At 45.0% G+C, this 13,190-nt stretch carries 11 protein-coding genes; 1 reads left to right on the top strand and 10 read right to left on the bottom strand.

From position 1 onward, the window contains the following. Window positions 1-7: 7 nt before the first annotated feature. Window positions 8-2,122: a type I secretion system permease/ATPase gene (locus ACHUFI_RS02265; protein WP_394246612.1), complete on the top strand. Its 2,115-nt coding sequence runs from the start codon at window positions 8-10 to the stop codon at window positions 2,120-2,122. A 69-nt stretch (window positions 2,123-2,191) separates the two neighbouring features. Here ACHUFI_RS02265 and ACHUFI_RS02260 read toward each other — a convergent pair whose 3' ends face one another. The 10 genes from ACHUFI_RS02260 to ACHUFI_RS02215 form a co-directional block, all read right to left on the bottom strand. Next, complete coding sequence (locus ACHUFI_RS02260) at window positions 2,192-3,862, bottom strand: DUF342 domain-containing protein (RefSeq protein ID WP_394246611.1); 1,671 nt, start codon at window positions 3,860-3,862, stop codon at window positions 2,192-2,194. 161 nt (window positions 3,863-4,023) lie between these two features. Continuing rightward, on the bottom strand, window positions 4,024-5,706 hold the full coding sequence (locus ACHUFI_RS02255) for an ATP-binding SpoIIE family protein phosphatase (RefSeq protein WP_394246609.1): 1,683 nt from the start codon (window positions 5,704-5,706) through the stop codon (window positions 4,024-4,026). Between the two features lie 26 nt (window positions 5,707-5,732). After that, window positions 5,733-6,032 carry an STAS domain-containing protein gene (locus ACHUFI_RS02250; RefSeq protein WP_394246608.1) on the bottom strand — a complete coding sequence of 100 codons (300 nt, stop codon included), beginning with the start codon at window positions 6,030-6,032 and terminating at the stop codon, window positions 5,733-5,735. A 9-nt stretch (window positions 6,033-6,041) separates the two neighbouring features. Continuing rightward, on the bottom strand, window positions 6,042-7,211 hold the full coding sequence (locus tag ACHUFI_RS02245; protein WP_394246606.1) for a methyl-accepting chemotaxis protein: 1,170 nt from the start codon (window positions 7,209-7,211) through the stop codon (window positions 6,042-6,044). Between the two features lie 34 nt (window positions 7,212-7,245). Then, window positions 7,246-8,280 carry a protein-glutamate methylesterase/protein-glutamine glutaminase gene (locus ACHUFI_RS02240; RefSeq protein WP_394246605.1) on the bottom strand — a complete coding sequence of 345 codons (1,035 nt, stop codon included), beginning with the start codon at window positions 8,278-8,280 and terminating at the stop codon, window positions 7,246-7,248. 2 nt (window positions 8,281-8,282) lie between these two features. Next, window positions 8,283-8,906 (bottom strand): chemotaxis protein CheD, encoded by a 624-nt coding sequence (locus ACHUFI_RS02235; RefSeq protein WP_394246604.1) that lies wholly within the window; start codon window positions 8,904-8,906, stop codon window positions 8,283-8,285. A 20-nt stretch (window positions 8,907-8,926) separates the two neighbouring features. Further along, window positions 8,927-9,790, bottom strand: coding sequence for a CheR family methyltransferase (locus ACHUFI_RS02230; RefSeq protein ID WP_394246603.1), 864 nt, complete (start codon window positions 9,788-9,790; stop codon window positions 8,927-8,929). Continuing rightward, window positions 9,775-12,183 (bottom strand): aerotaxis transducer Aer2, encoded by a 2,409-nt coding sequence (aer2, locus tag ACHUFI_RS02225; RefSeq protein WP_394246602.1) that lies wholly within the window; start codon window positions 12,181-12,183, stop codon window positions 9,775-9,777. Before aer2 ends, ACHUFI_RS02230 begins: the two co-directional genes overlap by 16 nt. 8 nt (window positions 12,184-12,191) lie before the next feature. Further along, the gene (locus ACHUFI_RS02220) at window positions 12,192-12,656 is read right to left on the bottom strand and encodes a chemotaxis protein CheW (RefSeq protein WP_394246600.1); all 465 of its coding nucleotides are present in this window, start codon (window positions 12,654-12,656) and stop codon (window positions 12,192-12,194) included. A 2-nt stretch (window positions 12,657-12,658) separates the two neighbouring features. Further along, window positions 12,659-13,171 (bottom strand): chemotaxis protein CheW, encoded by a 513-nt coding sequence (locus ACHUFI_RS02215; RefSeq protein ID WP_394246599.1) that lies wholly within the window; start codon window positions 13,169-13,171, stop codon window positions 12,659-12,661. Window positions 13,172-13,190 lie beyond the last annotated feature (19 nt).

The following is a 13,190-nucleotide window of genomic DNA, read 5'->3' as shown; positions in this document are numbered from 1 at the left end:
TCATTTAATGCAAGATGCACTGCTCAATTCGCTAATTTACGTCAGCCGCTATTACGGGCTGGCGAATTCGCCTGAGGCCTTGGTTAACGGATTGCCCCTTTCTGACGGTAAACTCACGCCATTCCTCTTCCCTCGTGCGGCAGAACGTGCAGGGTTAGTAGCGAAAGAAAATCGTTCAACTCTCGATAAGATTCCTCACCTCATTTTACCCGCAATCCTGTTACTCAAAAATGGCGGCTCGTGTGTACTAAATAGCGTCAATATCGAGAAACAAGAAGTCGAAGTCACGACCGCTGAAAGCGGAATGGTGCCAATCCACATTCCGTTGAGTGAGTTACAAGACCAATACATCGGTCGTTACTTCTTAGTGAAGAAGCAGTTCCGCTATGACGAGCGATCCCCTGAAGTCCTAAAAACCCGTGACGGCCACTGGTTCTGGAGTACGATCTGGGAATCTAAAAACATTTATCGCGATGTGTTGATCGCCTCGATTCTGATCAATATGTTTGCCGTCGCCGCGCCAATGTTTACTCGTTTGGTGTATGACAAAGTTGTCCCTAACCTCGCATTTGAAACTCTGTGGGTATTAGCCAGTGGTATTTTCGTCGTTTTCCTGTTCGACTTCTTACTCAAGCTAATGCGTAGCTATTTCATTGATGTCGCGGGCAAAAAGTCGGACATTTTGATTTCCTCCAAAATATTCAGCAAAGTGTTGGGTATTCGCATGGAGTCAAAACCACCGTCTGTTGGTGCTTTTGCTAGGCACTTGCAAGAATTTGAATCCATTCGTGAGTTTTTCACCTCCGCAACGATTGGCTCTTTAATTGACTTACCGTTCGCACTTCTTTTCCTTGGTTTGATTTGGCTAATGGCGGGCAACTTAGTATTGGTTCCGATTGCCGGCGTCGTATTTTTGATCATCCACGCCATGCTGATACAAGGCCCACTTCGTAAAACAATTGAAGAAGGCTCTCGCCTTGCCTCGCAGAAATATGCGAACCTTATTGAAAGTATTGCTGGCCTAGAAACCGTTAAGCTATTCAGCGCTCAAAGCCAGTTCCAGTACCGCTGGGAGGAAGCTGTCGCTCATATGGCTAACTGGAATATCAAGAGCCGCCGTATTACCGACAGTATCCAAAACGCTGCAGGCTTTGTTCAGCAAAGTTGTAACGTGGGTATGATTATTTTCGGGGTCTACTTAATCGCGGAAGGTGAACTCACTATGGGTGGCCTAATTGCCGCGACCATGTTGAGTGGCCGTGCTATTGGCCCACTGGTTCAACTTTCTTTACTTTCGACTCGCTACAACCAAGCGAAGTCTTCCATGACCATCATGGAACAAGTGATGGCAATGCCGGATGAGCAAGAAGAAGGAAAGCGCTATATTCACCGCCCTATCGTTCAAGGCCGCGTCGAATTAGATAAAGTGACCTTCCACTACCCAGATTCTCCTATCGCCTCTATTCGTAACGTCTCTTTGACGATCAACCCAGGTGAGAAAGTGGCGATTATTGGTCGTATCGGTTCCGGTAAAACCACCTTAGAACGCTTGATCATGGGGCTTTACAAACCGACTGAAGGTCACGTACGGATTGATGAAACGGATATCGAGCAGCTGCATCACGTTGATATCCGACGAAACATCGGCTGTGTGCCTCAAGACAGCAACTTATTCTACGGTTCGATTCGAGACAACATTACTCTTGGTCGCCCTCTAGTAGATGACAGGGACGTAATGGACGCTGCAAACCGTGCTGGTGTCACCGTATTTACCCAGCAAGACCCTGCAGGCTTAGAACGACAAGTGGGAGAAGGTGGCGGACAGTTATCTGGAGGCCAGCGTCAGGCGGTGGCAATCGCAAGAGCGTTCTTAGGCCGCCCACCAGTCTTGTTATTAGACGAACCTACGAGCGCAATGGATAATCGCTCTGAAATGCACATCAAACACCAACTTGGCCAACTTGTGCCGAGTGAAACGCTTATTTTGATCACCCACAAAACATCAATGCTAGATATCGTTGACCGTGTGATTGTCATGGAGAAAGGCTGCATCATTGCTGATGGCCCGAAAATGCAGGTATTAACCGACCTGAAAAAAGGAAAAGTCAAAGCCGTGAGCTAAACACTCACACACCGATTAAAAAGGGGAGCTCGATGAGCTCCCCTTTTTTTATTTCTATCGACTCACTATTTATAACGCAACGTCTTCACTTTCCATCTTAGACTGGCATTCAATCTTGTATTGGTTGTAAGAAAAGACACTCGCGCCATGAGTGCGTTTAGTTGTCACCACTTCATCACCAAACTGAACGGTCACACGAGTGAAAACGCGCTCCGTTGCTTCTATCGTATTGGTAGACAATCCATCTTCAAATTCCAGCTCCAGAACTTCTAATTGAGACTTTGTTGTCTCTAAAGTGTGATTGTTTTGAGCCTTCATATTTTCAATCAGGTGTTGTTCTTCTTCGCTTCGTTCCGACTTAGGTTTCTTTTTAAACTCTAACTCTTTACGGATGACATCCATTGTCGCTTCTTGAGCTTGAGTGTAGCCCTCTTTAAGTGACGCGATTTTTTCTTTATAACTGTCATACTTTGCAAAGCCATGTACTTTAGTAGCGGTATCACCCTCTACCCCCAAAAATACACACTGAACCTTACCGCCCACCTTGCTTTCACCACCACTTAACGTGCCGTGCTTTTTCGCCGCATCCATCACGATAAGATCATGTCCACAACGCAAGTTGTTATTCATGCTATGAACGTTAAGCTTAATGTCTTGCCCCGCTTGCAACTCAGAAAACTGAGCATAACTTGCGGTGATCTCACCTTTGGTAAACACACGGCAGCTTTTCGGTTCACCTTCGCTTACGGTGTGGCCTATGATGCCTTTACCAACGTGAATGTCTCCCTGAGCTTGCACCTCTGCCGATTCAATGAACCCACCAACGGTTACGGTACCAGAGGCTTTTACCACCATGCCAGGTTCGATATCACCTGACACCACAACATTTCCTTTGAACTTAATATGGCCCGTGCCGACTCCGACACTGTTCAAACATAGAACATTGTCCACTTCGATCGTCTTTTCTTTAATTAAAGGCATACCCGAGCTAGTGGCTAATAATAAATTGGGATCGGTTGGAGAGATATGAGTGCCTTTACCAGGCTTAAGTACGCTGTCTTTGCCTGGAAGAGGAGGAATGACGCGACCTTGAACCGTGAAACCTGGTTTGCCTTTCGTCGCGGGAACTCGGCGCATCACTTCTGCATTTTCATCAACCGTGATGGTTTCACCGAGATTTCTCATGTCGATTTTTTCAGAATCATCGCCTTGAGGTCTTAACACTTGTTTGGTGACATCTTTAACAAGAGGAATGAATTGGGCGTCTTTGCCTTTGGCGGCAGGAAGACCTTTAGCGACAGGCTGAGTGAATTGTTCACCGGGTTTGAGCTGATTACTCATGACCATGACTTTCTTCAGCGCCAGTTTATTTATGCCTTTACTGATATGAGCTTGTGCTAAGCTGTGAACAATCTCATTACCTCTTAACCCGCGTCCGTTGTAAGCTCCCGTGACAACGATGCTAGCCAGCATTTCGTCCGTAGACACTTCAACCTTCGCGGTGGCGTTTCTTACTTCAGCGATCACAATGCCTTCATAAGATTCCCCCTTGCCCTCTTTAGCAAGCGTGATAAATCTAAGAACTTCATCGTTATCAAAAAAGAAACCATCAGCTTCGATAGCCGCCAATGCTTCAGGAAGTCCGGTTTGGTCAAAGTTAGAATCCACAACGACACTAGACTGTAGCTTAGCGACAACCTGCTTATTATCTTCCGATAACGCTATTATGTTTTCCCACATACCACAAAATCTTCCTGAACCACCAAATCTTATTCCAGTCTATAAAATATATAAAAGTGAGAGAATGCTTCCATTACAATAATCAGGCTCACATCACTTAACTTTTTCACTGCAATAAAGTCTCAATACTGAGAACTTAGGGTAAGTAATCCACGAATCTATTAATTATGTTTTAGCGAACCTAAACGATAGACCGCAGTCACACCTCGCCCTTCATTAAAATAGGTAAGTGATTGACACAACTCCGAAACCAATACGATTCCTCGACCATGCGTTTTCATATCATCAGCGGAGCGTTGTTTGTTCACATCGAATCCAGCCCCATTATGCTCTAGCTGTAACACTAACTCTTTTTCATCAGGCTTAAACTCTAAGTCTAGCCTAACCCAAGCGTCTTCATCCAATTGCTGTAACCGTTCTTCTCGCAGTTGATAAAAGGTATAAAAGCCGTCAGGATCATCTTTCAGTTTTGAATCAAGTAACAACAAACCGTGCTCAATGGCGTTAGCAAACAATTCAGAAAGAACTGAACACACGAGATCTAAGTCTGCCCCTCCGACAAGGATGCCGGTTAAATGCTGTCTGACCTGAGCCATTACCGATACGCTCGTTAGAATGGGTTTAGGGAAAAACAAGGAAGATTGAGAAGGCAGGAGGCTGACATAGGTGCTACCAGCCATAGAACACACTTCGCTGCTATCAGTGATAGGAAAGTTCATCTGTAAAATAGAAACATCGTCACTGTCTCTTTCTGTTGAGAATGCTTTTACGTCTTCATATAGATTGTCGATGACTGAACCTGGTTGCAATATCGCCCGCTCTAATCGTTCATGGCCAAATTGCTCTCCAGAACGATTTTCCGCTTCTGTCACGCCATCGGTATAACTGACAATGCTCTGCCCTGCCTCCAACTTGATATTCACCAAATTGACTTCAAACTCATCTCGCTCTAACACCCCTAAAGGCATATGAGTCGATACCAACCTGCGTTCAATTGAGCCATCCGTATTAAGAAGATAACTATCCGGTAAGCCGCCCCCCCACCAGCTCATTTCTAGGCCATTACTTTTCACTTCAAAAACACTGGCCGCTAGCATCATCCCCATAGGTAAAAAACGCACTAACGAGTCATTCACTTCACTGACAATTTCTCCAAGCGATAACCCTTTAGCAGCCATAGAGAAAAAGGCCCGACTCGCTGGAATTGCAGAGATCGCAGCAGGAAGCCCATGGCCTGTCGCATCCGCGATCATGATGTAAGCGCCACCGTGCGGCCGTTTCGCGACCACAATCAAGTCACCATTAAATACTGTTGATGGAGTCGAAATGTATTTAACCCCTTGAATGTTGGTCAACTGAGCACTCATTTCTTCCATGAGGTTAGTGAAAATCGATTCCGCGATGGTGTAATCGTATTTCACCTGTTCATGGAAATAACTGAGCTCATCACGCTGTTGTTTCATTTCCCCATGCATTCTCGCAATTCGGTAATGCGCCTGAACTTTGGCTTGTAACACTGATTTGTCGATAGGTTTAGGAATAAAATCATCACCGAAAGTTAAACACTTTTGGTAGGACTCTCTATCATCGAGAACACTTAAGAAAAGAATTGGGATATGGTGTTCAGGAAACGCTTCTCGGATATCTTTCGCCGTGGAAAAGCCATCTTTGATAGGCATCATCACATCAAGGATGATGATATCTGGCAGTTCAGGCATCTCTTGCATTGACGCCACCACCACTTCGCCATTTTCATAGGCATCAAAATGGCTGTATATCCCTTTAAGCATCACTCGGCATAATTCACGATTGGTTGCATGATCATCGACTACCATCACTCTCATCGTACTCTCCTTACTGAGGATCCGGTTTATTCGATAATGAATTTTTTATCAAAGCGCGAAATGAGCAGAATTTTTTTCACTTGGGGCATGGTGTTGGTAATTTTGATCTTCTTATCAATCGGGGCCAGATACTTTTGCATGTTAAGTAACATCCCCAAACCCGCACTATCAATATAATCAACCCGTCTAAAATCTATCACATAGTTAAAGTCTCGCTTCTCGTAATAACAGGTACGAAACTCTTGCACCAAGTTAAAGCCAAATGCTCCTTCTACTGATATTTCGATTTTATTTTTACTATGATTTACTGTGCTGGTTACTGTCATAAACTTCCCCTAAAACAATTCAACTTCGCCTTCTTCAATGCTGGCTTGACTTGCGGCTGGCCCGCCTCTATTTCTTGAGTCATCTAATAATTGCTGCATCTCCATAGAAAACTCTTCTTCGCTCAATTCTTTATTAGTAAAACGGGTCATGAGTTTCACCACTTCATCAAATAAATATAATGTACCGTTGGCGTATTCACCTTGTTGGCTGACAATATCTGCAAACTGTAACGCTCGAATCCCGTTCCCAACTTGGTTCGCGAGCTGCGATCCAAGTTCTCGGATCTTATTCACTTCTTGCTCAACGGCTATATTGACCTTTTGCACGCCTTTCAACATATCGTCTACTTGCTCTTTCGACTCAATAGCAATCGTCATATCAATCGACGCCATTTCCCCAACTGTGGCATTAGCTTGTTTCACTGTGTTTTGGGCGATGTTGATTTCACTTTCGATCTGATTGTTCAGATCCTCAGCTTTGACAGAAAGCTCTCGTACTTCTTGTGCGACAACGGCAAAGCCTCTTCCTGCTTCTCCGGCCCGGGCCGCTTCGATAGCTGCGTTCAGCGCCAATAAATTAGTTTGTTCTGATAGCCCTCTAACGCGTTCCAGCAAGCTAAAAACGGTATCTAACTTGTCCGACATATCGTGAATACTATGAACCGCAGAGATACTTTTTTCAGAAATGTCCACTAAGGTACTTACAAACTGATTAATGATTTCTTCTGTCTTAGGTAGTACTTTAGATAGGCTGTATTCGCTGTCTTGGTTAGACAGCATTTCATTGACGAGCCCTTCAGACACTTGGCTTTGCTGTTCACTGATTTCTTGTAAGCCAAAAAAGCTGTCATTCAAGGTCTCTACTGATTCGCCAATAATAGAGTGCTGCTTACCAAGGGAATCGTGAATATTAGGTAAGTTTTCTGAGTAGATAGAACGGACGTGCTCAAGTGTTTCTGCCTGGATGCATGAATGCGCATCTTCTTCTTGAGCCTGTGATTCTGCTCCCTGCGTACTTTGAAATGGAAATGTGCACCAAGGCAAAGCCGCCGCCGCAATCATTAATCCAATCTGTATCGCCGTCGTCGCGTAGAACACTGCGACGGTAAGCAACACCACTTGGCATGTGACAACGAACAAGTATTTCACTCGCGATTTCGATCCCTCTCCATTATCCATAATGAGCTCCTGACGTTTTAATTTTATGTGAGCATTATTGATTGATGTAATCAGCAATAATCTCTGGAATTTTTGTTAGTGGCTTAACATGTAAGGCCGCACCTATCTCAACGGCTACCCTAGGCATTCCCCAAACCACTGAGGTTTTTTCATCTTGAGCAATAGTCACAGCTCCACTTTCTTTCATTTTTAGCATTCCTTTGGCACCGTCGTTCCCCATTCCCGTTAGAATGATCCCCAAAGCCTTAGCACCCACAGTTTCTGAAATAGAATCAAACATCACATCCACTGACGGCTTATGACGATTAACAGGTGGCCTATCGTCAACTTGCCCATACAACTTTGAGCCTTTGCGCAGCACGACCATATGCTTATCACCAGGCGCGACATATGCGCAACCATTAATGAGAGGCACCACCCCAACGCCCAGTTCCTGCACATTCACTTGGCTAACACTGTTTAACCGTTCAGCAAATGGACCAGTAAACAAAGCACTGATGTGTTGGGTAATTAAAATTGGGGGTAATCCTGCAGGCAATGCTGAAATAACATTACGAACCGCCTCCGTTCCCCCGGTAGACGCACCAATCGCTATGATTTCACATTTCGACTTTTTCGCGATAATCGTGGGCACGTTAACAGGGCTAGGTGAAGGATCTGAATTAACATTAGCCATTGCGGCCATTTTCAACTTCGAATTAATCAGCTCTTTATAGGCAAGCATGTCGCCAGTACTGTCCATTGCAGGTTTAGGAAAATAATCAACCGCACCAAGTTCTAGTGCGTGTAACGTCGTTTCTGCACCATGCTGAGTCAGTGTTGAAATCATGACCACAGGCATAGGGCGCAAACGCATCAAATTCTTTAAAAACTGTACGCCGTTCATTTTTGGCATTTCGATATCAAGTGTCAGGACGTCTGGGCTAAGTTTTTTGATCAATTCCCTAGCTTCATACGGATCTTCAGCAGAACCGACAACCTCAAGATCTGGATCCGATGTGATCAACTCGGTTAACAAAGAGCGGAACACTGGTGAATCATCAACAACTAACACTTTTATTTTTCGCATAACTAAAACAACTCCACATCATCCGAAGGTTTATGACTGTCCCTTTCAACTTCCATTGCGTAATGATCCTCTTGATGTTTAAGATGGCTGATCTCAGCGAAGGGAATTCGCTTTAACCACGCTTTGCCGCTAAGCGGATCAAACATGATTTTTCGTGGTTCCATGCCTCCCAAGTCATACGCGTCTACCTGAAAGTTTTCTTGTTTGGCGTAGCGTAAAATGAAATCCACATTCTTTTCACCGATTGCCGATTTTTTCCCAAGCATCTGCGCTCCCCCAAACAACTTCATGTGCATTAAATTTCGTTCAGCACCTTTCGATATAAGCTGATTAATCAGCATTTCCATAGCGTAACTGCCATAACGCGCAGCAGTAGAAATGACATCGTTGTGAGACCAATGGTGATGCTCTGCATTGTGCGCCACGGGTAACAAAAAATGATTCATTCCACCAACATGAGCGTGAGGATCCCAAATACATGCCGCAACGCATGATCCTAAGCCAGTGCTGATGATTTCAGCTTGGTCGGTGCAATACATTCCACCAGGAAGCACCTTAACCACATGCTGCTTTCTATGTTCATGGTAAAAGCGACTGTAATTGACGCTGTGATCGATAGCTAACACGGGAGCTCCTGGTATAAAAATTACTGTTTGAGGTAAATGGTGTTGCCAAGGTGGCGAAAGATCTGACAGTCACTCCCAACACTTTCAGAGTGCCCAATGAATAAAGTGCCCCCCTCAACAAGCTGATGGTGAAAGCGGCTCAACAAGTTCTGTTGAGTTTCTTTATCAAAATAGATCATCACATTTCGGCAGGAGATAAGGTCAAATGGCTTTCGCATCGGCCACTCTCCAAGTAAGTTCAATTGATTGAAAGTCACATGTTCTTGTAATGCTCTAGAACATTTGAACTTTCCCGCAAAAGAGCCTTTGCCTTTAACGAAGTTATTTCTGAGGTAAGGCTTAGGAATACTCGGGAGGGACTCTTCGTCGTAGATCCCCGCTTTAGCATGCGCCAATACGTTGGTATCTAAGTCGGTCGCTAAGACTGACACTCGCTCGAAATCATCAAAAGCGCCTTGTTTGCTGAGTGACGCTAGGTAGCTATATGGCTCCTCTCCCGTCGAGCACCCGGCCGACCAGATACGAATATCGGTTCGACGTTGCGCTTTCCATTGAGGGATAAGAGTCGACTCGAGGTAATCAAAGTGATGCTGCTCTCGAAAGAATGACGTTTTGTTAGTGGTAAGCGCATTAATGAACTCAACTTTATCCTGCTCTGATTGCTCAATCAGTTCACGATATTCAACAAAACGACCAAGACCTTTCTCACGCAATTTACGGCTTAGGCGGCCATAAACCATGGCATACTTTTGATCAGTCAGGTGGATGCCAACATTCTTATGGATAAACCATTGAATGAACTTAAAGTCCTTTCGGGTTATCTCAAATTCTTGATTGGCATCCATCGTGGCTGATTCCTGAGTTTGGCTTAAAACTCTTCCCATTCATCACCGTCCTCACCAAACTTAAGTCCAGAGTTCACCACTTTGTTTTGCTTGAGCTCGCTGATATTGGCTCTCGGTTTCATTGGCGACACCGTTGAGCTGTGGCTAGGCGGCGCACTGTACTGCGCCACATTGCTGTCCGTACTGAAGAAATTCATTAAGTTCAACAGCTCTTTCCCTTCAGAGCGTAGCGATTGGCTAGCCGCAGAAGTCTCTTCAACCAAAGATGCATTTTGTTGGGTCATCTCATCCATGGTGGTGATTGCTCGATTAATCTCATCAATACCTGTAGATTGTTCGACACTCGACTCGGCAATTTGACGGATAAGATCAGACACACGAGCAACGGCATCGACGATATCATTCAAGGTTTCACCAGACTCATCCACCAATCGAGAACCTTCATCTACTTTCTCTACGCTGTCTTTGATAAGGCCTTTGATTTCTTTGGCAGCTGCCGCACTTCGCTGAGCTAGGTTTCGTACTTCGCCAGCTACTACAGCAAACCCTCGGCCCTGCTCGCCCGCTCTTGCCGCTTCGACTGCTGCATTTAGTGCAAGTAGATTCGTTTGGAAGGCAATCTCATCAATCACGCCGATAATATCTGCGATCTTCTTACTCGCGCTGTTGATTTCAGCCATAGCGTCGACAGCCTGTCCAACCACTTGACCACCTTTGCCCGCTTTCTTAGCAGCGTCATCGGAAAGCTCATTCGCACCTTTAGCGTTGTCGGCATTTTGTTTAACGGTGGCAGTCATCTGCTCCATACTCGCCGCGGTTTCTTCGAGGTTTGATGCTTGTGCTTCGACACGCTGGCTCAAGTCATTGTTACCATCCGCAATTTCTGTCGATGCAGTAGCAACACGAGCAGAAGAGGTCGTAATTTTCTCAACCATGTTTCGAATATTGAGGATCGAGGTATTAACAGATTCAGCCAAGCGACCAAACTCCCCTTGGTGATCATCTGACATGGTGCTTTTCAGATCGCCATCTGCCACTTTACTCATCACATCGATACATTGACCAAGCGGGTTCACCAAAGTATCAAGGAGACCATTGATGCCATCGCCTAGTTCTTTCATAAAGCCGCTGTAGACGGAGGTATCAATACGCTCACCTAACTGACCAGCAGTCGCTTTTTGGATCAAGCTTTCTACTTGTCGCTGACCGTCTTGTTGCTCAGTAATGTCCACCCATTGCAATGCTGGCCCCATGTAGTTACCAGACGAATCACGCATCGCGATACAGGTTAAGTTAAATTCAAGAGAGCCCACTTTAATGTCAGCGCTGAACGGTAATCGGTCTGGGTTCGCAATAATGCCGCGTTGGTGGGCAGGGTTCTTATGGAAAATATCGATATTCTTTCCGACAAGGTTACTCGCATCGAAACTCGGCAAAGCACTTTGAATATCTCGTTCACGCGACTTTAGTAGGTTTGATAGTGAAGGGTTCAAATACTGAATAATGCCATTTTCATCGGCCATCATTAGGTTTGTGGTCATCCCTTCTACCGCAGAAGCTAAACGGCCCACTTGGGTTTCATTAGCTCTTTCTTCGGTTACATCTCTCCACTCTAACGTGTTACCTACATACTCACCCTGAGTGTTAATAATAGCGGCAACATTGAGCTCTATTTTCAGGTCACCAATCGTTATATCGGTAGAATATGGTAGGTTATTTGGCGTACTTAAAAGCTGTCTTTGGTGTGCAGGGTTGCGGTGAAATTCGTCAATGCATCGACCCATCAACCAATCTTCGGTCGCCGTAAAGCCAGACCATACAGTGCGTAACGTGGCTTCATGCTTTTTGAATAAGTTAATGGTTTCGTGGTTAACGTAGGTAATATCAAAGTCGCGATCAATCATCACCATCGCGGTTTGCGCTTGATCGACTGCAGATTGTAAGCGTGCAATATTATTCTGCTGTGCCCTTTCTTCCGTGACATCACTCCACTCCAGAGTGTTCCCGATGTACTGTCCGGAACTGTCAATGATGGCGCCAACATTCAACTCAATCAGTACGTCTTTTACATTGATGGTCGTGGTGTACGGAAGGTTTGATGGATTCGACAACAATTGTCTTTGGTGCTGAGGATTGGCATGAAAGCCATCAATACAAAAACCTTCAAGGTAAGACTTTTCAGCGCGGAAAGAAGGCCACACGCTTTGAAATAGTACTTCATGTATTTTCAACAACTGAACAGATCGGTCGTTTACATAGGTAATCTTGAAGTCTCGATCCACCATCATTAAGGCGGTTTGAGCAGCGCCTAATGCACTTAATAACTGCTCTTTCGACAAGCCTTCTTCTTCAACTGGTTCTTCCATTAACGTGTCTTGCACGGGTGGCACCAAAGGTGACACAGATTCCTTTCTTCTGTTCCAGAATGACATAAATTACCTCACATTAGCGCTTCTTCTACTGACGAATTAGTTAGCTCCTGAACATCAAACAGAGCCTCTAGATTAATAATAATTAGGTGTCCATTCGCTTCCGACGCAATCCCTTTGATATAACTTTCATCTAAGGTTAGCGACATATGTGGAGCAGGCTTAATCGCCGTTGGCTCCAGTGCGTAGACTTCTGCCACCGCATCAACAATGATGCCGAGTGGATGTTTGTTCGCATCGTTCAACACAATAACGACCGTTGTGGCATTGATAACGGCAGGGGTTAAATTAAAGCGCATACGTAAATCCACGATAGGGACGTATTCACCTCGAATTTCTAACACACCAAGTAGATACTCCGGTGAGTTTGGAACGCTGCGCACTTGGTTCCAGCCCCGCACCTCACGGACATCCAAAATGGGTACTGCATACTCTTCATTCTCTAAAATAAAACTGAGATATTCTTCCGCTGCCATTTTCATCCTGCCTTCAAAATGTGGTCGATATTCAATAACTCTTCTGTATCTAGCAGCGACATCACCTGCTCATCGACATTCAGTAAGCCTTGAATAAATAAGCCAATGCTAGAATCGCCAACTGCGGGATAAATCTCGTTGTCACCTTGGCTCACAACATCAGACACCGCATCCACAACCAAGCCCATGAGTTGCTCTGACTCGCCACTCGAATTTCGTAACACCAACACCACAGTCGTAGGTAAGTAGTCACACTGTCCGATATCAAAGCGAGCTCTCAAATCTACGATAGGGACAATCATGCCTCTCAAGTTAATGACGCCTTTCACATAACTTGGTGCTCTTGGTATCGGGGTTGGTCTCTCCCATACTCGTATCTCTTCAACATCTTTGATCACGACGCCATACAACTCTTTGTCTAAACAGAAGCTGAGAAAGTCAGCGTTTTCACTGATTTCCGCGCTCATGACATTACCCTGAGCTTGTTCAATTTCTACTGGTGAGACCGCTTCCATTGCTCTCTCCTAAATTTAA

It is taken from the genome of Vibrio profundi, assembly GCF_043642225.1.
Taxonomy (GTDB): Bacteria; Pseudomonadota; Gammaproteobacteria; order Enterobacterales; family Vibrionaceae; genus Vibrio; species Vibrio profundi_A.
This window is presented reverse-complemented; position numbering and strand designations above follow the sequence as displayed.